General features: G+C 72.6%; 16 protein-coding genes. 7 read left to right on the forward strand and 9 right to left on the reverse strand.

Annotated features, from left to right (window positions below; translation table 11 throughout):
* Positions 1 to 6 precede the first annotated feature (6 nt).
* The 4 genes from ACZ6AA_RS31360 to ACZ6AA_RS31375 form a co-directional block, all read right to left on the reverse strand.
* Positions 7 to 1,314, reverse strand: coding sequence for a sugar ABC transporter substrate-binding protein (locus ACZ6AA_RS31360; RefSeq protein WP_468448936.1), 1,308 nt, complete (start codon positions 1,312 to 1,314; stop codon positions 7 to 9).
* Positions 1,315 to 1,589: 275 nt separating this feature from the next.
* Positions 1,590 to 3,050: a glutamate synthase subunit beta gene (locus tag ACZ6AA_RS31365; protein WP_468448938.1), complete on the reverse strand. Its 1,461-nt coding sequence runs from the start codon at positions 3,048 to 3,050 to the stop codon at positions 1,590 to 1,592.
* The gene (gltB, locus tag ACZ6AA_RS31370) at positions 3,043 to 7,557 is read right to left on the reverse strand and encodes a glutamate synthase large subunit (protein WP_471461894.1); all 4,515 of its coding nucleotides are present in this window, start codon (positions 7,555 to 7,557) and stop codon (positions 3,043 to 3,045) included. Before gltB ends, ACZ6AA_RS31365 begins: the two co-directional genes overlap by 8 nt.
* Before the next feature lie 392 nt (positions 7,558 to 7,949).
* Entirely contained in the window at positions 7,950 to 8,681 is a 732-nt protein-coding gene (locus ACZ6AA_RS31375) for a VIT1/CCC1 transporter family protein (protein ID WP_468448940.1), read from the reverse strand.
* 329 nt (positions 8,682 to 9,010) lie between these two features.
* Here ACZ6AA_RS31375 and ACZ6AA_RS31380 point away from each other — a divergent pair, with 329 nt between their 5' ends.
* Genes ACZ6AA_RS31380 through ACZ6AA_RS31410 form a run of 7 tightly spaced genes read left to right on the forward strand, consistent with a single transcriptional unit; the run spans position 9,011 to position 17,058 of the window.
* On the forward strand, positions 9,011 to 10,015 hold the full coding sequence (locus ACZ6AA_RS31380) for an ADP-ribosylglycohydrolase family protein (protein ID WP_468448942.1): 1,005 nt from the start codon (positions 9,011 to 9,013) through the stop codon (positions 10,013 to 10,015).
* Positions 10,015 to 11,436, forward strand: a complete 1,422-nt coding sequence (locus tag ACZ6AA_RS31385; protein WP_471461621.1) for an ADP-ribosylglycohydrolase family protein — start codon at positions 10,015 to 10,017, stop codon at positions 11,434 to 11,436. Before ACZ6AA_RS31380 ends, ACZ6AA_RS31385 begins: the two co-directional genes overlap by 1 nt.
* Positions 11,333 to 12,529: an ADP-ribosylglycohydrolase family protein gene (locus ACZ6AA_RS31390; RefSeq protein WP_468481065.1), complete on the forward strand. Its 1,197-nt coding sequence runs from the start codon at positions 11,333 to 11,335 to the stop codon at positions 12,527 to 12,529. The genes ACZ6AA_RS31385 and ACZ6AA_RS31390 overlap by 104 nt, the downstream gene beginning before the upstream one ends.
* Positions 12,526 to 14,073, forward strand: a complete 1,548-nt coding sequence (locus ACZ6AA_RS31395; protein ID WP_471461626.1) for an ADP-ribosylglycohydrolase family protein — start codon at positions 12,526 to 12,528, stop codon at positions 14,071 to 14,073. Before ACZ6AA_RS31390 ends, ACZ6AA_RS31395 begins: the two co-directional genes overlap by 4 nt.
* The gene (gene rbsK, locus ACZ6AA_RS31400) at positions 14,070 to 14,975 is read left to right on the forward strand and encodes a ribokinase (protein ID WP_468481064.1); all 906 of its coding nucleotides are present in this window, start codon (positions 14,070 to 14,072) and stop codon (positions 14,973 to 14,975) included. The genes ACZ6AA_RS31395 and rbsK overlap by 4 nt, the downstream gene beginning before the upstream one ends.
* Complete coding sequence (locus ACZ6AA_RS31405; RefSeq protein ID WP_468448952.1) at positions 14,972 to 16,204, forward strand: CaiB/BaiF CoA transferase family protein; 1,233 nt, start codon at positions 14,972 to 14,974, stop codon at positions 16,202 to 16,204. The genes rbsK and ACZ6AA_RS31405 overlap by 4 nt, the downstream gene beginning before the upstream one ends.
* Positions 16,201 to 17,058, forward strand: a complete 858-nt coding sequence (locus tag ACZ6AA_RS31410; protein ID WP_468481062.1) for an HpcH/HpaI aldolase/citrate lyase family protein — start codon at positions 16,201 to 16,203, stop codon at positions 17,056 to 17,058. Before ACZ6AA_RS31405 ends, ACZ6AA_RS31410 begins: the two co-directional genes overlap by 4 nt.
* 9 nt (positions 17,059 to 17,067) lie before the next feature.
* Here ACZ6AA_RS31410 and lgt read toward each other — a convergent pair whose 3' ends face one another.
* From lgt to trpM, 5 genes are all read right to left on the reverse strand, one after another.
* Complete coding sequence (gene lgt / locus ACZ6AA_RS31415; RefSeq protein ID WP_468448956.1) at positions 17,068 to 18,048, reverse strand: prolipoprotein diacylglyceryl transferase; 981 nt, start codon at positions 18,046 to 18,048, stop codon at positions 17,068 to 17,070.
* A gap of 144 nt (positions 18,049 to 18,192) precedes the next feature.
* The gene (locus ACZ6AA_RS31420; RefSeq protein ID WP_468448958.1) at positions 18,193 to 18,975 is read right to left on the reverse strand and encodes a DsbA family protein; all 783 of its coding nucleotides are present in this window, start codon (positions 18,973 to 18,975) and stop codon (positions 18,193 to 18,195) included.
* Between the two features lie 63 nt (positions 18,976 to 19,038).
* On the reverse strand, positions 19,039 to 19,854 hold the full coding sequence (trpA, locus tag ACZ6AA_RS31425) for a tryptophan synthase subunit alpha (RefSeq protein ID WP_468448960.1): 816 nt from the start codon (positions 19,852 to 19,854) through the stop codon (positions 19,039 to 19,041).
* Entirely contained in the window at positions 19,851 to 21,137 is a 1,287-nt protein-coding gene (gene trpB / locus ACZ6AA_RS31430) for a tryptophan synthase subunit beta (protein WP_468481059.1), read from the reverse strand. The genes trpA and trpB overlap by 4 nt, the downstream gene beginning before the upstream one ends.
* Before the next feature lie 323 nt (positions 21,138 to 21,460).
* A complete protein-coding gene (gene trpM / locus ACZ6AA_RS31435; RefSeq protein WP_468450110.1) occupies positions 21,461 to 21,679 on the reverse strand; it encodes a tryptophan biosynthesis modulator TrpM in 219 nt (72 codons plus the stop codon).
* Positions 21,680 to 21,751: the final 72 nt, after the last annotated feature.

The raw sequence follows: 21,751 nt of genomic DNA on the forward strand, positions 1-21,751 counted from the left end.
GTGTGCCTACTTGTCGTCGGCGAAGATCTTGTCCATGTCCTTGGCCGCCTTGTCCGCGGCCTCCTTCACGGACGACTTGCCCGTGATGATCGACTGCACCATGCCGGTCACGACCTTCGACGCCTGGATCTCGCCGTACGCCTTGGTCTTGGGCACCGTGGCGCCGGCCTCGATCATCTGCTTCGCGAACGGCTCGACCAGCGGGTCCTTCTGGGCCTCGATCTTCTTCAGCTCGGAGTTCTGGCCGGGGAAGTAGTTGGTCTGCTTGGCCCACTTCGCGGCGAACTCACCGGTCGTCATGAGCTTGACCAGCTCCCAGGCGAGTTCCTTCTTGTCCGTGTTGAACGCGGACAGGTAGGAGCCGCCGAGGAACGACTTGCTCATGCCGCCGGTCGGGCCCGGGATCGGGACCGCGCCGAGCTTGCCCTTGAGCTTGGGGTTCGCGTCCGTGATGGCCTTCGGCGTCCAGTTGCCGCCGATCGCCATGGCGATCTGGCTCTTGTTCCAGGCGTCGCCGACCTCCTTCTCGGTCCAGGTGTTCACCTTGGCCGGGGAGACCTTGTCCTTGGTGGCGAGGCCCGTGTAGAACTCAAGGCCCTTGATCGCCTGGGGCGAGTTGATCGCGGACTTCCACTGGTCGCCGTCCTGAGTGGCGAGTTCACCGCCCGCGCCCCAGATGAAGGGGGTCGCGAACATCTCCGCGCCGCCCGCCACCGGGAACGGGATCAGGTCCGGCTCCTTCTCCTTCAGCGTCTTCGCCGTGGCCTGGAGTTCCTTCCAGGTCGTCGGCGGCTTCAGCTTGTGCTTCTCGAAGATGTCCTTGCGGTAGACGATGGAGCGCACGCCCGCGTACCACGGCATGCCGTACTGCTTGCCGTCCAGCGTGCCCGCGTCCTTCAGGCCCTCGACCAGGTCGTCGGCCAGGCCGGACTTCTTCACGTCGTCGGTGACGTCGACGAGCGCGTCGGTCTCGGCGAACTGCGGCACCCAGGTGGTGCCGACCTCGGCGACGTCGGGGACCTGGTCCTCGCCGCCCTCGATCGCGGTCGTGAACTTCTTCTGGGCGGTCGCCCACTGCTGGTACTCGACCTTGATCTTGGCGCCGGTCTTCTTTTCGAAGGCCGCGCCGACCTCCTTGAAGAAGGGCCGGGGATCGGGGTTGGTGCCCTCCATGATCCACACGGTGAGCGTCTTGCCCTTGCCCTCGACCTTGCCGCCGTCGCCGCTGTCGCCGCCGTCATCGCCACCGCACGCGGTCGCGGTCAGACCGAGCGTCAGGGCGATACAACCTGCCGCGATGACACGTCGCTTCATGCCGGCCCCCTTCAGGTTCCTTTGGTGAGAGCGATTCTGGTCACACAGAGTGTGGGCGGTCTAGACCCTTTCGGCGAAGCGGCCGAACCGTAATCACCGTTGCGCGGTGCGCTACGGCTTGCAATCGTCGTTGCGCATCACGCAATGACGGTGTACGTGCCGGGCGCCGGGCGCACGAAAAACGCGACGCCCACCCAGTGTCCGGTCGGGGACAGGGCAGGCGTCGCGCCAGTTCCGTACGCCGTTGTACGGGACGTATGAGGGGGCCGTACGGATTACACCGTCAGCGCCCGGTCGGTCGGGCGAATGGGCGAGGGAAGATCACTCGCACCGGTGAGGAAGCGGTCGACGCCGCGGGCGGCCGAGCGCCCCTCGGCGATCGCCCACACGATGAGCGACTGGCCGCGCCCGGCGTCTCCGGCGACGAACACACCGGGGACGTTGGTCTGGAACTCGCCGTCCCTGGCGACGTTCCCGCGCGCGTCCAGGTCGAGCCCGAACTGCTCCACCATGCCGTTCTCCCGGTCCGTGCCGGTGAAGCCCATGGCCAGCGTGACGAGCTGGGCGGGGATGCGCCGCTCCGTGCCCGGCTTCTGGTTGAGCTTGCCGTCCACGAACTCGACCTCGACCAGGTGCAGGAACTGCACGTTCCCCTCCTCGTCGCCCTCGAAGTGGGTGGTCGAGACGGAGTAGACGCGCTCGCCGCCCTCCTCGTGGGCCGAGGTGACCTTGTAGAGCATGGGGAAGGTCGGCCAGGGCTGCCCGGCGGAGCGCTCGTCGCCCGGCCGGGGCATGATCTCCAGCTGGGTGACGGAGGCCGCGCCCTGCCGGTGGGCGGTGCCCACGCAGTCCGCGCCGGTGTCGCCGCCGCCGATGACGACGACGTGCTTGCCCTCGGCGGAGACGGGCGTGGTGACGTAGTCGCCCTCCTGCACCTTGTTCGCCAGGGGGAGGTACTCCATCGCCTGGTAGACGCCCTTCAACTCCCGCCCGGGGACAGGGAGATCACGGGCGGTCGTCGCACCCGCCGCGATGACCACGGCGTCGTACCTCTTGCGCAGCTTCGCCGCGTCGATGTCGCGGCCGATCTCCACGCCGGTGCGGAACTTGGTGCCCTCCGCGCGCATCTGCTCGATGCGGCGGTTGATGTGCCGCTTCTCCATCTTGAACTCGGGGATGCCGTAGCGGAGCAGGCCGCCGATGCGGTCGGCGCGCTCGTACACGGCGACGGTGTGTCCGGCGCGCGTGAGCTGCTGGGCGGCGGCGAGGCCCGCCGGGCCCGAGCCGATCACGGCGACGGTCTTGCCGGACAGGCGCTCGGGCGCCTGCGGCGCCACGTCACCGGTCTCCCACGCCTTGTCGATGATGGAGACTTCGACGTTCTTGATGGTGACGGCGGGCTGGTTGATGCCGAGGACGCAGGCCGCCTCGCAGGGTGCGGGGCACAGCCGCCCGGTGAACTCCGGGAAGTTGTTCGTGGCGTGCAGCCGCTCCTGGGCCGCCGACCAGTCCTCGCGGTAGGCGTAGTCGTTCCACTCGGGGATGAGGTTCCCGAGCGGACAGCCGTTGTGGCAGAACGGGATGCCGCAGTCCATGCAGCGCGAGGCCTGCTTGGAGATGATCGGGAGCAGCGAGCCGGGGACGTAGACCTCGTTCCAGTCGCGCAGCCGCTCGCCGACCGGGCGGGTCTCGGCGACCTCGCGGCCGTGGTTCAAAAAGCCCTTGGGATCAGCCATTGGTCGCCGCCTCCATCATCTTCTCGGTGATCTCGGACTCGGAGAGTCCGGCTCGCTCGGCGGCGTCCTTGGCGGCGAGCACTGCCTTGTACGTGCTGGGGATGATCCTGCTGAAGCGGGTCACGGACGTGTCCCAGTCCGCGAGCAGCTTCTCGGCGACGGTGGAGCCCGTCTCCTCCTGGTGGCGGCGCACGACGTCGTGCAGCCACTGCTTGTCGGTGTCGTCGAGGGGCTCGACGGCCGCCAGGTTCCCGGCGTTGACGTTGTCGGGGTCCAGGTCGATGACGTACGCGATGCCGCCCGACATGCCGGCCGCGAAGTTGCGCCCGGTCTCGCCGAGGACGACCGCGTGGCCGCCGGTCATGTACTCGCAGCCGTGGTCGCCCACGCCCTCGGACACCACGAGCGCGCCGGAGTTGCGCACGCAGAACCGCTCGCCGGTGCGGCCGCGCAGGAACAGCTCGCCGCCGGTCGCGCCGTAGCCGATGGTGTTGCCCGCGATGGTGGAGTACTCGGCGAGGTGGTCGGCGCCGCGGTCGGGGCGGACCACGATCCGGCCGCCGGAGAGTCCCTTGCCGACGTAGTCGTTGGCGTCGCCCTCCAGGCGCAGGGTGATGCCGCGCGGCACGAAGGCGCCGAAGGACTGGCCCGCGGAGCCGGTGAAGGTGATGTCGATGGTGTCGTCGGGCAGGCCCGCGCCGCCGAACTTCTTCGTCACCTCGTGGCCGAGCATGGTGCCGACCGTGCGGTTGATGTTGCGGATCGCGACCTGGGCGCGGACCGGCTGGGCGTCCGCCTGGGAGTCGGCCGCGAGGGCGTCCGCCGCGAGCTTGATCAGCTCGTTGTCGAGGGCCTTCGCCAGGCCGTGGTCCTGGGCGACGACGCGGTGGCGCACGGCGCCGCCGGGCAGGTCCGGGACGTGGAACAGCGGCTCCAGGTCCAGGCCCTGGGCCTTCCAGTGGTTCACGGCCCGCTCGGTGTCGAGGAGTTCGGCGTGGCCGACGGCCTCCTCGATGGAGCGGAAGCCGAGCTCGGCGAGGAGCTCGCGGACCTCCTGCGCGATGAACTCGAAGAAGTTGACGACGTACTCGGCCTTGCCGCTGAAGCGCTCGCGCAGCGTCGGGTTCTGCGTGGCGATGCCGACCGGGCAGGTGTCCAGGTGGCAGACGCGCATCATGACGCAGCCGGACACGACCAGCGGGGCGGTCGCGAAGCCGAACTCCTCGGCGCCGAGGAGCGCGGCGATGAGCACGTCACGGCCGGTCTTCAGCTGGCCGTCGGTCTGCACGACGATGCGGTCGCGCAGGCCGTTGAGCAGCAGGGTCTGCTGGGTCTCGGCGAGGCCGAGCTCCCAAGGCCCGCCGGCGTGCTTGAGCGAGGTGAGCGGGGAGGCGCCCGTTCCGCCGTCGTGGCCGGAGATGAGGACCACGTCCGCGTGCGCCTTGGAGACACCCGCGGCGACGGTGCCGACGCCGACCTCGGAGACCAGCTTCACGTGGATGCGGGCCTGCGGGTTGGCGTTCTTCAGGTCGTGGATGAGCTGGGCGAGGTCCTCGATGGAGTAGATGTCGTGGTGCGGCGGCGGGGAGATGAGCCCCACGCCCGGCGTCGAGTGCCGGGTCTTGGCCACCCACGGGTAGACCTTGTGGCCGGGCAGCTGGCCGCCCTCGCCGGGCTTGGCGCCCTGGGCCATCTTGATCTGGATGTCGTCGGCGTTGACCAGGTATTCGCTGGTCACGCCGAAGCGGCCGGAGGCGACCTGCTTGATGGACGAGCGGCGCGCCGGGTCGTACAGGCGGTCGGCGTCCTCGCCGCCCTCACCGGTGTTGGACTTGCCGCCCAGCTGGTTCATGGCGATGGCGAGGGTCTCGTGCGCCTCGCGGGAGATCGATCCGTACGACATGGCGCCCGTGGAGAAGCGCTTGACGATCTCGGAGACCGGCTCGACCTCGTCCACGGGGATCGGCGAGCGGCCCTCGCTCTTGAAGCCGAACAGGCCGCGGAGCGTCATCAGGCGCTCGGACTGCTCGTTCACGCGGTCCGTGTACTGCTTGAAGATGTCGTAGCGGCGGCTGCGCGTGGAGTGCTGGAGGCGGAAGACCGTGTCCGGGTCGAAGAGGTGCGGCTCGCCCTCGCGGCGCCACTGGTACTCGCCCCCTATGTCCAGGGCACGGTGCGCGGACGGCACGCCGGAGGCCGGGTAGGCCTTGGCGTGGCGGGCGGCGACCTCCTTGGCGACGACGTCGATGCCGACGCCGCCGATCTTGGACGCGGTGCCGTTGAAGTACTTCTCGACGAAGGCCTGCTCCAGGCCGACGGCCTCGAAGACCTGCGCGCCGCGGTAGGAGGCGACGGTGGAGATGCCCATCTTGGACATCACCTTCAGGACGCCCTTGCCGAGGGCGTAGATGAGGTTGCGGATGGCCTGCTCGGCCTCGATGCCGGGCAGGAACGTGCCCGCGCGGACCAGGTCCTCGACGGACTCCATCGCCAGGTACGGATTGACGGCCGCGGCGCCGAAGCCGATGAGCAGCGCGACGTGGTGCACCTCGCGCACGTCGCCCGCCTCGACCAGCAGGCCCACCTGGGTGCGCTGCTTGGTGCGGATGAGGTGGTGGTGGACGGCCGCGGTGAGGAGGAGCGAGGGGATCGGGGCGTGCTCGGCGTCGGAGTGCCGGTCGGAGAGCACGATCAGGCGGGCGCCGGCCTCGATGGCGGCGTCGGCCTCGGCGCAGATCTCCTCGATGCGGGCGGTCAGGGCGTCACCGCCACCGCCGACCCGGTACAGGCCGGAGAGCGTCGCGGCCTTCATGCCGGGCATGTCGCCGTCGGCGTTGATGTGGATGAGCTTGGCCAGCTCGTCGTTGTCGATCACCGGGAAGGGCAGGGTGACGCTGCGGCAGGAGGCCGCGGTGGGGTCGAGGAGGTTGCCCTGCGGGCCGAGCGAGGAGCGCAGGCTCGTCACCAGCTCCTCGCGGATGGCGTCCAGCGGCGGGTTGGTGACCTGCGCGAACAGCTGGGTGAAGTAGTCGAAGATCAGCCGCGGGCGCGCGGAGAGCGCGGCGATCGGGGTGTCCGTGCCCATCGAGCCGATCGGCTCGGCCCCGGCCTTGGCCATCGGCGCGAGCAGGATGCGCAGCTCCTCCTCGGTGTAGCCGAAGGTCTGCTGGCGGCGCGTGACGGAGGCGTGCGTGTGCACGATGTGCTCGCGCTCGGGCAGGTCGGACAGCTCGATCTCGCCGGCCTCCAGCCACTCCGCGTACGGCTTCTCGGCGGCGAGGGCGGCCTTGATCTCGTCGTCCTCGACGATGCGGTGCTCGGCGGTGTCGACGAGGAACATCCGGCCGGGCTGCAGGCGGCCCTTGCGGACGACCTTGGCCGGGTCGATGTCGAGGACGCCGACCTCGGAGCCGAGGACGACCAGGCCGTCGTCGGTGACCCAGTAGCGGCCCGGGCGCAGGCCGTTGCGGTCCAGGACCGCGCCGACCTGGGTGCCGTCGGTGAAGGTGACGCAGGCCGGGCCGTCCCAGGGCTCCATCATCGTGGCGTGGAACTGGTAGAAGGCGCGGCGGTCCTGGTCCATGGAGGCGTGGTTCTCCCAGGCCTCCGGGATCATCATCAGGACCGAGTGCGGCAGCGAGCGGCCACCGAGGTGCAGGAGTTCGAGGACCTCGTCGAAGGACGCGGAGTCGGAGGCGTCCGGCGTACAGACCGGGAAGGTCCGCTCCAGCTTCTCCTGGCTCCCGAACACCTCGCCGACCAGCTGCGACTCCCGGGCCCGCATCCAGTTGCGGTTGCCCTGCACGGTGTTGATCTCGCCGTTGTGGGCGACGAACCGGTACGGGTGCGCGAGCGGCCAGCTCGGGAAGGTGTTCGTGGAGAAGCGCGAGTGGACCAGGGCGACGGCCGTGGCGAAGCGGCGGTCGGACAGGTCCGGGAAGAAGGGTTCGAGCTGGCCGGTGGTCAGCATGCCCTTGTAGACGATCGTGCGGGCCGACAGCGACGGGAAGTAGGTGGCCGCCTCGCGTTCGGCGCGCTTGCGCAGCACGAAGGCCTTGCGGTCGAGGACGAGCCCGCTGCTCTCGCTGTCGGCGACGAACAGCTGGCGGAAGACCGGCATCGTCGAGCGGGCGGTGGCGCCGAGCAGCGTCGGGGCGACGGGGACCTCGCGCCAGCCGAGCACGGTCAGGCCCTCTTCGGCGGCGATCGTCTCGATCCGTGAGACGGATTCGTCGGCGGACTCCTGCGGCAGGAAGGCGATGCCGACGGCGTACGCACCCGTCTCGGGGAGGCTGAAACCGGCCACTTCGCGCAGGAACGCGTCCGGGACCTGGAGCAGGATGCCGGCGCCGTCGCCGGAGTCGGGCTCGGAGCCGGTGGCGCCGCGGTGTTCGAGATTGCGCAGTACGGTCAGCGCCTGCTCGACGAGCTCATGGCTCGCCTCACCGGTGAGGGTGGCCACGAACCCGACACCGCAGGCGTCGTGCTCATTACGGGGGTCGTACATCCCTTGCGGGGCGGGGCGACCGTCCATGGGCGACCAGGCGTCGGAACGCATCGGCACTCCCGTCGTCGTGATGGGGGCGACCTCCCGGGCGACTGGGGCTCCGGGGGCGCGAGCGGCGATAGGGACGACGTTGGCCCTGGCTAAATTTCGTGCAGGTTACATGATGGCCCGCTTCTCGAAAAGCGGATACTTCATTCCAACATGTGGACGCGCTCTGGGGGGTCGAGAGCGGCGGAGAAGGGACCGGAAGCGGACAGATCGGTGACCGCGGGCCCGGAGCGCCAGGGGCCTCATTGCCCGCAGCGCTTACGGCTCATGCCCAGCGGTCAAGGAATCGAAACCGCACGGTAACGACTACTTATGCAGAATCCTGCATACACCTGCACGGCCGCCTATCCTACGGCCGTCCCGAACAGACTGCCCAGGGCGTACGTCACACCCGCCGCGGCCCCACCGAGAGCGAGCTGCCGCAGTCCGCTGAACCACCAGGACCGCGCCGTCACCCGGGCCACGACCGCACCGCACGCGAAGAGCCCGATCAGCGCGAGCAGCAGCGCGGGCCACAGGGCACTGGCACCGAGCAGATACGGCAGTACGGGCAGCAGGGCTCCCAGCGCGAAGGAGCCGAACGAGGACACGGCGGCGACCAGCGGCGAAGGCAGGTCGCCCGGGTCGATGCCCAGCTCCTCGCGGGCGTGGATCTCCAGGGCCTGCTCGGGGTCCTTGGACAGCTGCCGGGCGACCTCACCGGCCAGCTCGGGCTCGACGCCGCGCGACACGTACAGCGCGGCCAGCTCCCGCTCCTCGTCCTTGGGGTGCTTGCGCAACTCCCGGCGCTCCACGTCCAGTTCGGCCTGGACCAGCTCGCGCTGCGAGGCGACGGAGGTGTACTCGCCCGCGGCCATCGAGAACGCGCCGGCCGCGAGCCCCGCGAGGCCGGTGATGACGATGGTCTCGCGCGACACGGCCCCGCCCGCGACACCGGTCATCAGGGCGAGGTTGGACACGAGGCCGTCCATGGCGCCGAAGACGGCGGGGCGCAGCCAGCCGCCGTTGACGTCACGGTGGGTGTGGTTGTCCCGGTGCGCCTCGTGCAGCGGGGCCTCGGTCTCGATGATCGCCATGACAGTCAGCTGTTCCTCTCCCACTCGGACGGGGGTACACGCACACGGACGGGGGCACACGTCACCCCGGTACAGAGCGCTCCGGCCCCGGTCCCTCCCCCTCGGACACCCTCGAAAGTACGCGCGAAAAATCTTGCCCGCCAGCAAGGAAGGCCGTACTTACCTGCGAAAACGCGCCTCGACGCCCCTTCGCGCGGGCCACCGCACGGGCCCCCGCCGAGCCGAAGGGGTGACGCTGAGCGCACGGATGCTCACATGAGTGCCGTCGCGTGGCAGGGATGGTCCAACGCACTGCAACCCGGCAGTCGGCGTGACAGGGAGGCACGGCATTGGCATCCGTCGCATGTGTTCCCTCGGTCCCGGCGCCCGGTGACGCCGGCGGACTCCGTGAGCGGGCCCGCGGGGCGATGCTCGGCCTCGCCGTCGGCGACGCGCTCGGCGCGCCCGCGGAGAACATGAAGCCCTCCGAGATCCGCCGCCGCTGGGGCCGCATCACGGGGTACGTCGTCGAGCATCCGGCGGGCACCGACGACACCGAGTACGCCATCTTCTCCGGCCTCCTTCTCGCCCGGCACGGCTCCGCGCTCACCGTCGCGCACGTCGAGGCGGCCTGGCACCAGTGGATCGCCGACCTGGACGAAGGCCCGTTCCGCGGCGCGGGGTTCAGCGAACGCGGCACCCTGGAGAACCTGCGCCGGGGCCTCGCCGCGCCCATCTCCGCCCAGCACCGGCACGCCTGGAGCGACGGCCTGGCGATGCGCGCCGCGCCCTTCGGCGTCTTCGCCGCGGGCGCCCCCGCCGAGGCGGCCCGCCTCGTCGCCGTCGACGGCACGGTCAGCCACGAGGGCGAGGGCATCCACGGCGGCCGGGCGGTGGCGGCGGGCGTGGCGGCGGCGATGGCGGGCGCGCCGGTGGAGTCGGTGGTCGCGGCGGCCCTTTCGGTCATCCCGGCGGACAGCTGGACCGCCCGCTCGCTGCGCCGCGCCGTGGCCGTCGCCCACCGCGGCGAACGCGCGGTCCGCTCGGCGGTCGTCATCGGCGGCTACCCGTGGACGGACCTCGCCCCCGAGGCGGTCGGCCTCGCCTTCGGCGCGTACGCGGCCGCCGGGGGCGACTTCACGACGGCCGTCCTCACGGCGGTGAACATGGGCCGCGACGCCGACACCACGGCGGCGGTCGCGGGCGCCCTCGCGGGCGCGACCTGCGGCGCGACCGCGATCCCCGCGGAGTGGTCCACCCCCATCGGCCCGGCCCTCGGCACGTGCCTGCCCTCGATGCGGGGCCATCACGTCCTGGACATCGCGGAGTTGCTCACGCCGGACGAGGAGCCCTGATGAGCCACACGTCTGCGGGCAACTGGTTCGCTCCCGCTGTGGGCAGCTGGTCCGCCGCTCCCGCTGTGGGCAGCTGGTCCGCCCAGAGGGCGGAACGGGTGGGCACAGCGGACGCCCGCAGCGCCGGGCCACCATGCACTCGCCCTGCCTCAGCCCCGGTACGGGGCACGACGGCGAGGACTCGTACCGAAGGCCTCCTCCTCGGCCTGGCCGCGGGCGACGCCGCGGGCTGGCCCGCCGCCCGCCACCGCGCGGCGCGGATGCCCACCTGGACCCGCCGCCTCACCCGCGAACTCGACACCTTCGCCGAACACAACGCGACCACCACCCTCCCCGTCCCCATCGCCCTGAACCAGCCCCCCGAACCCCTCCGCCTCGGCCCCTCCGACGACGCCGAATGGGCGGCCTTCACCGCCGAAGCGGTACTGAAGGCGACGGACGGCACCCTGGACCAGACCCTCACCAGGGACCGCCGCACCCGGGCCACCCTCGCCCTGGCCTGGAACACCCTGGCCAGCGAGGTGGCCGCGGCGGCGGACCGCGCCCCGGAGGTGGAGTCCGCCGTCCTGCCCCTGCGCGCCCGCATCTCCGTACGCGCGGGCCTCGGCAACCTGGCCGCCGGCCTGCGCCCGCCCGCCACCGGCCACGACAACCCGCACTTCTTCGACGACGCCGCCTGCGTACGCGCCTGCGTCCTCGCCCTGGTCCACCCGGGCGAGCCCGAACGGGCCGCCGACCTGGCCGAGTTCGACGCCCGCTACACCCAGGACGGCGACGGCGTGCACGGCGCCCGCGCGATGGCCGCGGCGATCGCGACCGCACTCGTGGGCGTGACCTCCGAGGAGGCCGTGGCCGCCGCCCTCGCCCAGCTGCCCGCGCACACGGAGATCGGCCGCAACGCCCGGCACGCCCTGGACCTGGCCCGCGCACAGGACCCGCACTCCGGCGACGCCACCTTCGCCCTGGTCCCGCTCCTGGAGCACCAGATCGTCGACCACGTCTACAGCTACGGCATCGCCGCCGCCGAGACCGTCCCGGTGGCCCTGGCGCTCGCCGTCGCCTCCGGGGGCCGGATCCGCGAGGCGGTACCGGCGGCCGCCTGCCTGTCCCGCGTGGCCGACTCCGCGCCCGCGCTCGCCGGTGCGCTGACCGGCGCCCTGGCCACGGCGACCGCCATCCCGTACACGTGGCGGGAGACCTGCCGCACCCTCTCCGGCTGCGCCCTGCCCCGCCTCGCGGGCACCGATCTGGTGGAGCTGGCCGGGCAGTTGGCGCGGGCACACACCGAACCACCCACCCCACAGGAGGACTCGGGACATGCCACCACTGGATCCGACATCGGGAAGCTCCCGGTCGAGCCGCCCGACGCTGACCCTCGCCGACCGCGTGACAGGAGCCCTGGTCGGCGCGGCGGTCGGTGACGCGCTCGGCGGCCCCGTCGAGGGCTACTCCCCCGACCGGATCGCGGAGCGCCACGGCGGCCGCGTCCAGGGGATCGTCGGCCCCTGGAACGGGGACGACTGGCGCACGGCCCGCCCCATCGCCCCGTACCACAAGGGCGACGGCCACATCACCGACGACACCTTGATGACCCACGCGCTGGTCCGCGTGTACGCCACGGTCCGCGACCACCTCGACGCGTACGCGATCGCCGACCACCTGGTCCCCGACCTGATCACCACCCCGCGCTGGATCCCCGAACTCGAAGCCGACGCCCTCCCCCTGCACCGCCTCTTCCTCGCCGAGAAGTGGCTCGTGGCCCGCCTCCACTACGGCCACGTGGATCCGCGCGAGGCGGGCGCGGGCAACATCGTCAACTGCGGTGCCGCGATGTACATGGCGCCGGTCGGCCTGGTCAACGCGGCGAACCCGGCGGGCGCGTACGCCGAGGCCCTGGACGTCGCGGGCGCGCACCAGTCGTCGTACGGCAGGGAGGCGGCCGGGGTGTTCGCGGCGGCCGTGGCGGCGGCCTGCGTTCCCGGCGCGACGCCCGCGTCCGTCGTCGACACCTGCCTCGCCCTGGCGAAGGACGGCACGCGCGCGGCGATCGAGGCGGTGGCCGAAGTGGCGTCCGGGTACGACGAGTTCGAGCCCGCCCTGGCCCCGCTCCGGACGGCGATCGCCCCCTTCGACACGGTCGGCCCGGAGTACCGCGCCCCGTCCCTGGGCGCCCGCCGCCCCTCCCGCCTGCACTCCATCGAGGAGTTGCCCGTCGCCCTCGCCATGTTCCTGATCGCCGACGGCGACTACCGCGGGGCCGTCCTCGGCTCGGTGAACTACGGCCGCGACTGCGACTCGACCGCCACGATGAGCGGCGCCCTCGCGGGTGCCCTGCGCGGCGCGTCCGCGGTCCCCGACGACTGGTCGACGACGGTCGCCGAGGCAAGCCGCCTCGACCTCCACACCCCCGCCGCCACCCTCACGGAAGTCACCCGGGAGATCTTTGCCAAGGACCGCGCCCGCCGCCGGGCCCACGAGTCGGCGTTCACGACCCTGACGGACACCGCCGGATGATGCGCCTGACCTGGCTGCAGCCCGAGGACCTCCTCCCGCACGAGTTCCGCCAGGCGCGGGAGGAGGGCAGAGACGTCACGGAGGCGACCGCCCGCTGGCTGGCGGCGGGCGGCCGCGCCACCCCACCCCAGTCGGGCGCGTCCCCGAACCAGGCCTCGCCGGAGCTACGCGCCCTGGCGGAGACTCTTTTGACCGAACTCACGACGGAACAGGAAGGGGAAGGGGACGGGGACGGGCACGGGGAAGACGAGACCGAACCGACCACTCTCCAGCCCGTCCGGCGCTTGAGGACGAGGCGCGAAGCGCCGATCCGGCGCAAGCCCGTCCCACCCGCACGGGACACCCACCCCATTCCAGCCCGTCCGGCGCTTGAGGACGAGCCGCGGAGCGGCGATGGCGGGGTCCAGGGGGCGCAGCCCCCGGTTACGGGAAGGGGCGGGACCGGGGAGCCCCCGGCAGGGCCCACCCACCTGCCCCGCCTCCACGCGGCCTGGCTGGGCCGAGCCGCAGGCTGCCTCCTCGGCAAGCCGGTAGAAAAGCTCCCCCTGGAAGGCATCCGCGCCCTGGCGAAAGCCACCGGCAACTGGCCCTTGGGCACCTGGTTCACCGCACAGGGAGTCCCACCCGAACTCACCACCACGTACCCCTGGAACAGACGCTCGGCCCCCACCTCCCTGGCCGAGAACATCGACGGCATGCCGGAGGACGACGACCTCAACTACCCCCTCCTGAACCTGCTCCTCCTCCAGCGCCACGGCAAGACGTTCACGACGCACGACGTGGCCACGCTCTGGCTGGAGGAGCTCCCGGCCGCGAGGACGTTCACGGCGGAACGCGTGGCGTACCGCAACCTCCTGAACGGCGTGCCGCCACCCCGCGCGGCCCGCCACCACAACCCGTTCCGCGAGTGGATCGGCGCCCTGATCCGCGCGGACGTGCACGGCTGGACGAACCCGGGCGACCCGGCGTCGGCGGCGGAGCAGGCGTACCGGGACGCGTGTCTGACGCACACGGGCAACGGCGTGTACGGGGCGATGTTCGCGGCGGCGACGATCGCGACGGCGGCGTCGGGGACGGCCGACGTGCACGCCAGCCTGGCGGCGGGCCTCGACGTGGTCCCGCCGGACTCGCGCCTCGCCGCCGCGGTGCGCCGCGGCGTCCGGCTGGCCGGGGAGCACCGGGACTTCGACGCCGTGGTGGACCGGCTGCACGCGGAGTACGGCGGGTACCACTGGGTGCACGTCGTCCCGAACGCGGCGCTGCTCGCGGCCGCCCTCACGCACGCCGACGGCGACTTCACGGCCTCGATCACGCGCGTGGTGTCGGGCGGCTGGGACACGGACTCCAACGGGGCGACGGCGGGCTCGGTCGCGGGCCTGCTGTCCGGTCGCCCGGACGCGCTCCCGGACCGCTGGACGGCCCCTCTCAAGAACCGGCTCGCGACCTCGGTCGGCGGCTTCCACGGCACCGGCTTCGACACCCTCGCGCGGCTCACCGCGCACCTGACCCCCGACCCCACCCCCCAGGAGGCACCCCGCCCATGACCCGGCCCCACATCGCCGTACTCGGCAGCACCAACATGGACCTCGTCGCGTACGTGGCCAAGGCCCCGCAGCGCGGGGAGACCGTCACCGGCCGCGAGTTCCGCACCCTCCCCGGCGGCAAGGGCGCCAACCAGGCCGTCGCCGCGGCCCGCGCGGGCGCCACCGTCGCGATGATCGGCGCGGTCGGCAACGACGGCTTCGGCACCCGACTGCGGTCCGCCCTCGACCACTCGGGCGTGGACACCGACCTGCTGCGCACGGTCGAGGGCCCGAGCGGCACGGCCCACATCGTCGTCGACGACGACGGCGGCAACGCGATCGTCGTCATCCCCGGCGCGAACGCCACGCTCACCGCGCTGTCCGCGGGCGACAAGGCCGAGATCGCCTCCGCCGCCGCGCTCCTGCTCCAGCTCGAGGTCCCGCTGGAGGGCGTGCTCGCCGCCGCCCGGACCGCCCGCGAACACGGCGTGCGCACCATCCTCACCCCGGCGCCCGCACAGCCCCTGCCGCCCGAACTCCTCGCCGCCACCGACCTGTTGCTCCCCAACGAGCACGAGGCCGCCGCCCTCACCGGCATCACCGACCCGGCCGCCGCGGCCCGAGCGCTCCTCTCCCAGGTCCCGGAGGTCGTCGTGACACTGGGCGCGGCGGGCAGCCTGTACGCGGCCCGGGGCGCCGAGCCCGTCACGGTGCCCGCGCGGCGGGTCACGGCGGTGGACACGACGGGCGCGGGCGACACCTTCGCGGGCGCGCTCGCGGTGGCGCTCTGCGAGGGCAACTCCCCTCCGGATGCCCTGAGTTGGGCATCGACGGCGTCCGCGCTCTCCGTGCAGCGAACGGGTGCGGCGACCTCCATGCCGTACCGGGCGGAGATCGACGCCGAAGCGGGAGCGAGCGCATGACCCCCGCGAGCAACGACACGCCTCCGTCAGCGCCCCCGCCCCCACCGCCGCCCCTGACAGGCCTGCGCGTCCTCGACCTGGCCACCCTCTTCGCCGGTCCCCTCGCCGCCACCCTCCTCGGCGACTTCGGCGCGGACGTCGTCAAGGTCGAGCACCCCACCCGCCCCGACCCGTCACGGGGGCACGGCCCGGCCAAGGACGGCGTCGGCCTGTGGTGGAAGCTGCTCGGCCGCAACAAGCGCACGATGACCCTCGACCTCTCCACCCCGGGCGGCCGCGCCACGCTGCTCCGCCTCGCCGCCGACGCGGACGTGATCGTGGAGAACTTCCGCCCGGGCACCCTGGAGAAGTGGGACCTCGGCTGGGCGGAGCTGAGCGCCGCGAACCCGCGCCTCGTCCTGGCCCGCGTCACCGGCTTCGGCCAGTTCGGGCCGTACGCGCGCCGCCCCGGGTTCGGCACCCTCGCGGAGGCGATGAGCGGGTTCGCCGCGGCCACCGGGGAGCCGGACGGGCCGCCGACGCTGCCGCCGTTCGGCCTCGCGGACTCCATCGCGGGCCTGACGACGGCGTACGCGGTCATGACCGCCCTGGCGGCGCGCGAGCGCACGGGCCGCGGCCAGGTCGTCGACATGGCGATCATCGAGCCGATCCTCACGGTCCTCGGCCCGGGGCCCCTCTGGTACGACCAGCTCGGCCACGTGCAGCCGCGCACCGGCAACCGCTCCGCGAACAACGCGCCCCGCAACACCTACCGCACGGCGGACGGCAAGTGGGTCGCCGTCTCCACCTCCGCCCAGTCCGTCGCCGAGCGCGTGCTGTGCCTCGTGGGCCGCCCCGACCTGGCCGCCGAGCCGTGGTTCGGCTCCGGCACGGAGCGCGCCGCCCACGCCGACGTGCTGGACGAGGCCGTCGGCGCGTGGATCGCCGACCGCACCCGCACCGAGGTGATCGAGGCGTTCGAGAAGGCGGAGGCGGCGGTGGCCCCCGTCCAGGACGTACGCGACGTCATGACCGACCCCCAGTACGCGGCCCTCGGCACCATCACCACCGTCCCGGACCCGGAGCTGGGCGACCTGCGCATGCAGAACGTGCTGTTCCGCCTCAGCGACACCCCCGGCGCGATCCGCTGGGCGGGCCGCCCGCACGGCGCGGACACGGAGGCGATCCTCACCGGTCTCGGCCTCACCGACCCCGAGATCACCGCGCTGCGCGAGGCGGGCGCGCTGTGAGACCGATCCCGCTGACCTGGCTGTACGTTCCCGGGGACCGGCCCGACGTGGTGGCGAAGGCGCTCGTGGCGGGCGCGGACGTGGTGGTGGTCGACCTGGAGGACGCGGTGGCCCCGGCCCGCAAGGAGTACGCCCGCGCGGCCACCGCGGAACTCCTCGCCGAGCCGCCGCCCCCGCCGTCACCCGGCACCGCCCGCCCTGCCGTGCAGGTCCGCGTGAACGCGCTCGGCACCCCGCTGTCCGACGCGGACCTGCGCGCCATCGCCCCGCTTCCCGGACTCGCCGGACTGCGGCTGCCCAAGGTCACCTCACCGGCCGACGTGATCCGCGCGGCGGAGCGGGCGGCGCCGCACGACGGCGGTGCGCCCGCCCTGCACGCCCTCCTGGAGTCCGCCCTCGGCATCGAGCGGGCCCACGCCATCGCCACCGCCCACCCGGCCCTGCGCGGGGTGTCCATCGGGGAGGCCGACCTCCGCGCCGACCTGGGCGTACGCGAGGACGCGGGGCTCGACTGGGCGCGCTCACGGGTGATCGTGGCCGCGCGGGCGGCGTCGCTCCCGGCGCCGCCGCAGTCCGTCCACCCCGACATCCGCGACACGGACGGCCTCGCGGCGTCCTGCGCGCACGGGCGCACCCTGGGCTTCCTGGGCCGCGCGGCGATCCACCCGCGCCAGCTCCCGGTGATCGAGCGCGCCTATCTGCCCACCGCACGGGAGGTCGAGCAGGCCGAGTCGGTCCTCAAGGCGGCGGCGTCCGAGGAGGGCGCGCTGGCCCTCCCTGACGGCCGCTTCGTGGACCGGGCGGTGGTGGAGCAGGCCCGCAGGACGCTGGCCCTGGCCGGGAGCGGGCCGTAGCGGAGCCGGTCAGCCCTTGTCGGCGGCCGCGTCCGTGGACTTCGGCTCGGACGGGGCCTTGGTCAGGGACGGGGACTTGGCGGCGCCGCCGGTCGTGGCGTCGGCGGGCTCCTTGTCGCCGACGTCGGCACCGGTGTCGGCGGCGCCGGAGCCCGCGAGCTGCTTCTCCTCGGCGGCGCCGGGCTCGACGACCTCCTCGCGGCCGGGCCGCGTCCGCGCCGACACCACGAAGTAGACGACGGCCAGGACGAAGACGAGCAGCGCCGTCCAGTTGTTCAGGCGCAGGCCGAGGACCTCGTGCGCGTCGTCGACACGCATGTACTCGATCCAGAAGCGGCCGACGCAGTACGAGGCGACGTACAGCGCGAAGGCGCGGCCGTGGCCGAGCTTGAAGCGGCGGTCGGCCCAGATGACGAGGACGGCGACGCCGATGCACCACAGCGACTCGTACAGGAACGTCGGGTGGTAGGTGCCGGGGACCCGGCCGTCCTCCGCGGACGTGATCTTCAGCGCCCACGGCACGTCGGTCTTCTTGCCGTACAGCTCCTGGTTGAACCAGTTTCCCCAGCGGCCGATGGCCTGGGCGACGGCGATGCCGGGCGCCAGCGCGTCGGCCCACGCGGGCAGCGGGATGCCCCGGCGGCGACAGCCGATCCAGGCGCCGACGGCGCCGAAGGCGATGGCGCCCCAGATGCCGAGCCCGCCCTCCCAGATCTTGAAGGCGTCCACCCAGTCACGGCCGTCGCTGAAGTACAGCTGGTAGTCCGTGATCACGTGGTAGAGGCGGCCGCCGACGAGTCCGAAGGGCACCGCCCAGACGGAGATGTCGGCCACGGTGCCGGGCCGGCCACCGCGGGCGATCCACCGCTTGTTGCCGAGCCACACGGCAACGAAGACGCCGATGATGATGCAGAACGCGTAGCCGCGCAGCGGAATCGGGCCGAGATCGACCACTCCGCGCGAGGGGCTGGGGATGTAGGCAAATTCCATGGCAGGGTCGACGCTACCGTGCCGGGCGGCGGCGACGGCAGCCAGCCCCGCAACGGGTCCATAACGGGGCCCTGACACCGGCGGGCCCGGGGCGGGGCCGACGCCCCCGTCCCCGGGCCGTGATCGCCGTCGGCCGATCCGCGGCTACTTGTTCGCCTTCTCCACCATGGCCTTGAGCTTCTGGGGGGTCAGCGGGTTCTGCTGGTCGCTGAAGATGTCCTTGCCGTCGAGCAGGACCGTGGGCGTGCCGCGGAGCTTGGCCTTCTGGAAGGCCTCGTGGGACTTGCCGACCCAGCTGTTGTGGGTGCCGTCGTTCACGCACTTCTTGAACGGGGCGGTGACGAGTCCTTCGACCTTGCCCGCGAGGTCGATCAGCTTGGCGTTGTCGGCGAAGGCGTCGTCGGGCTCCGGCGGCTGGTTCTTGAACAGCTCGTCGTGGTACGGAGCGAACTTGCCCGCGTCCTGGGCGCAGGCGGCGGCGTTGGCGGCGTGCAGGGAGCCGCTGCCGCCCATGTTGCCGTCGATGAGGGTCGCGAGGTGGTAGTTCACCTTCAGCATGCCCTTGGCGGCGAGGTCGTTGATCGTCGAGCGGTACATGTCCTCGAACTGCTTGCAGGCCGGGCAGCGGAAGTCCTCCCAGACCGTGAGCGTGGACTTCGCGCTGTCCTTGCCGAGCGGGATGGACAGCCTGCCCTCGCCGCTCGCTCCCTTCGGCACGACGACCGGACCCGCGGTGTCCTTGTCCTTCTTGTCGTCGCCCGCGTTGGCCGCGAGCACGCCGACGACCGCGGCCAGGCCGAGCACGCCGACGACGGCCGCGCCGACCAGGAGGGCGCGGCGCCGCTTGTCGCGCGCCTTCTGCCGCTCCCGCTCCACCGCGAGGCGTTCACGGGCCGATTGCTTACCTTCTCGGTTCTTCTCGCTCACATCCGGGCAAACGAACCGGGGAGGCCCGTGCGGCCTCCCCGGTCCCAGGTCCACCCTTAAGGATTACGCGTGTTCGCGTACGCCCTTCGCCAGTTCACCCGCGAGTTCGCGGACCGCGGCGAGACCGGCCGCCTCGTCGTCGGCGTCCAGCATCCGCTGGACGAACGCCGAGCCGACGATGACGCCGTCGGCGAAACCCGCGACCTCGGCGGCCTGCGCGGCGTTCGAGACGCCGAGGCCGACGCAGACCGGCAGGTCGGTGGTGGCGCGGGTGCGCTCCACCAGTTCCGCTGCCTGCGCACCCACGGACACGCGGGTGCCGGTGACGCCCATCAGTGAGGCCGCGTACACGAAGCCCGAACCGGCCGCCGTGATCGTCGCGAGCCGGGCGTCCTTGCTGCTCGGCGCGACGACGAAGACGGTGGCGAGGCCGTGCTTGGCCGCGTGCTCGCGCCACAGCGCCGACTCCTGGACCGGCAGGTCGGGCAGGATGCAGCCCGCGCCGCCCGCCTGCGCGAGCTCGGCGGTGAAGCGCTCCACGCCGTAGCGGTCGATGGGGTTCCAGTACGTCATGACGAGCACCGGCTTGCCCGTGGCGGCGTGCGCCTCGCGGACCGTGCGGAACACGTCGGCGATCTTCACGCCGCCGCGCAGGGCGATGTCGTCGGCGGTCTGGATGACCGGCCCGTCCAGGACGGGGTCGCTGTGCGGCAGGCCGACCTCGACGACGTCCGCGCCGCCGTCGAAGGCCGCCTTGATGGCCTCGATGCCGCCGTCCACGGTGGGGAAGCCCGCCGGGAGGTAGGCGATGAGGGCCGACCTGCCCTCGGCCTTGGCGGCGGCGAGGGTGTCGTTCAACAGCTGGATGTTCCCGCTCACTTGGCGTCCCCCTCGATCTCGGCGTGTGCGCCGGCCGCGTCCGCCGCGACGGCGGCGTCCGTGTCGTACAGGTCGAAGTAGCGGGCGGCGGTGTCCATGTCCTTGTCGCCGCGGCCCGACAGGTTGACGACGATCAGCCCGTCCTTGCCCAGTTCCTTGCCGATCTCCAGGGCACCCGCGAGGGCGTGTGCGCTCTCGATCGCCGGGATGATGCCCTCGGTGCGCGAGAGCAGGCGCAGGGCCTCCATCGCGGCGGCGTCGGTGACCGCGCGGTACTCGCCGCGGCCGCTGTCCTTGAGGAAGGCGTGCTCGGGGCCGATGCCCGGGTAGTCGAGTCCGGCCGAGATCGAGTACGGCTCGGTGATCTGGCCCTCCTCGTCCTGGAGGACGTAGCTGCGCGAGCCGTGCAGGATCCCCGGCTCGCCCGCCGTCAGGGTGGCCGCGTGCTCGCCGGTCTCCACGCCGTGCCCCGCGGGCTCGCAGCCGATGAGGCGTACGTCGGCGTCCGGAATGAACGCGTGGAACAGGCCGATCGCGTTGGAGCCGCCGCCGACGCAGGCCACGGCCGCGTCGGGCAGGCGCCCGGCGCGCTCCAGGATCTGCCGCCTGGCCTCGACGCCGATGACGCGGTGGAAGTCGCGGACCATGGCGGGGAAGGGGTGCGGGCCCGCCACGGTGCCGAACAGGTAGTGGGTGTGGTCGACGTTGGCCACCCAGTCGCGGAACGCCTCGTTGATCGCGTCCTTGAGCGTACGGCTGCCGGACTTCACCGCGATGACCTCGGCGCCGAGCATGCGCATCCGGGCCACGTTGAGTGCCTGGCGCTGGGTGTCGATCTCGCCCATGTAGATGGTGCACTCGAGGCCGAACAGCGCGCAGGCGGTGGCCGTCGCGACGCCGTGCTGGCCCGCGCCGGTCTCGGCGATGACGCGGGTCTTGCCCATGCGCTTGGTGAGCAGGGCCTGCCCGAGCACGTTGTTGATCTTGTGGGAGCCGGTGTGGTTCAGGTCCTCCCGCTTGAGGAACACGCGGGCGCCGCCGGCGTGTTCGGCGAACCTCGGCACCTCGGTGAGGGCGCTCGGGCGGCCCGTGTAGTTCACGAGCAGGTCGTCCAGTTCGCGGGCGAACTCCGGGTCCGCCTTCGCCTTGTCGAACTCGACGGCCACCTCGTCGACGGCGGCGACCAGCGCCTCCGGGATGAACTTGCCGCCGAACGCGCCGAAGTACCCTTCGGCGCTCGGGATCCGACCCTCCGGGTCGGGGATGAAGTACTCGCTGGGCATGTCGAACCTCGCGTGATGTGGGTGGACTGTCGGTCACCGTATGCGAGCGCCTCTGGCCGGCGGGGGCGGCAGCCGTCCCGCCGCTGCGCGGCGGGTTTCCCACTCGGCCGCACGTGCGGGTGCGGAAGCTGTCCCGCCGCTCCGCGGCGGATCGCCCCACCCGCCCACCCGTCACTCTGGGACCCGGGTGCGGGAACGGACCACCCACCCGGGGGTCCGGGGGCAGAGCCCCCGGTCTCGGGAAGGGGCGGGCTTGGGGAAGAAGAATCCGCCGCCGCGGCGAACAGCCCCGACGGCGCGTCCCGGCGGTGCCGAACGTGCCGCTAGCCGTGCCGCAGGCAAAGGCGCGCGTCGTCGCGCGAGCGCCATCGCATGCCGTTCACCTGGCCGGGCTCGTCCCCGATGACGTACCGCACCCGCCGCCCGTGCACGCGCCGCGCGGGCGCCCTGCACCCCCGCGGCCGACAGCCGCGGGCAAGGCGGGCGTACGGGTCACGGGCGCCCGAGAGGCCCGCGGGCCCCGGGGGGACCGAAAGACCCACCGGCGCCGCCGACCGCACGCACGCGCGACCGCCGTCCGGGCGCGGGCCCGGACGGTCGGCGGCGGCGAAGAG

The sequence above is a fragment of the Streptomyces sp. NPDC040610 genome (assembly GCF_055594065.1).

Excerpts from the sequence above, each read along its gene's own strand:
- ACZ6AA_RS31360 (WP_468448936.1), bottom strand. The coding sequence starts at position 1,314 with ATGAAGCGACGTGTCATCGCGGCAGGTTGTATCGCCCTGACGCTCGGT.
- ACZ6AA_RS31365 (WP_468448938.1), bottom strand. The coding sequence starts at position 3,050 with ATGGCTGATCCCAAGGGCTTTTTGAACCACGGCCGCGAGGTCGCCGAG.
- gltB (WP_471461894.1), bottom strand. The coding sequence starts at position 7,557 with ATGTACGACCCCCGTAATGAGCACGACGCCTGCGGTGTCGGGTTCGTG.
- ACZ6AA_RS31375 (WP_468448940.1), bottom strand. The coding sequence starts at position 8,681 with ATGGCGATCATCGAGACCGAGGCCCCGCTGCACGAGGCGCACCGGGAC.
- ACZ6AA_RS31385 (WP_471461621.1), top strand. The coding sequence starts at position 10,015 with ATGAGCCACACGTCTGCGGGCAACTGGTTCGCTCCCGCTGTGGGCAGC.
- ACZ6AA_RS31390 (WP_468481065.1), top strand. The coding sequence starts at position 11,333 with ATGCCACCACTGGATCCGACATCGGGAAGCTCCCGGTCGAGCCGCCCG.
- ACZ6AA_RS31395 (WP_471461626.1), top strand. The coding sequence starts at position 12,526 with ATGATGCGCCTGACCTGGCTGCAGCCCGAGGACCTCCTCCCGCACGAG.
- rbsK (WP_468481064.1), top strand. The coding sequence starts at position 14,070 with ATGACCCGGCCCCACATCGCCGTACTCGGCAGCACCAACATGGACCTC.
- ACZ6AA_RS31405 (WP_468448952.1), top strand. The coding sequence starts at position 14,972 with ATGACCCCCGCGAGCAACGACACGCCTCCGTCAGCGCCCCCGCCCCCA.
- lgt (WP_468448956.1), bottom strand. The coding sequence starts at position 18,048 with ATGGAATTTGCCTACATCCCCAGCCCCTCGCGCGGAGTGGTCGATCTC.
- trpB (WP_468481059.1), bottom strand. The coding sequence starts at position 21,137 with ATGCCCAGCGAGTACTTCATCCCCGACCCGGAGGGTCGGATCCCGAGC.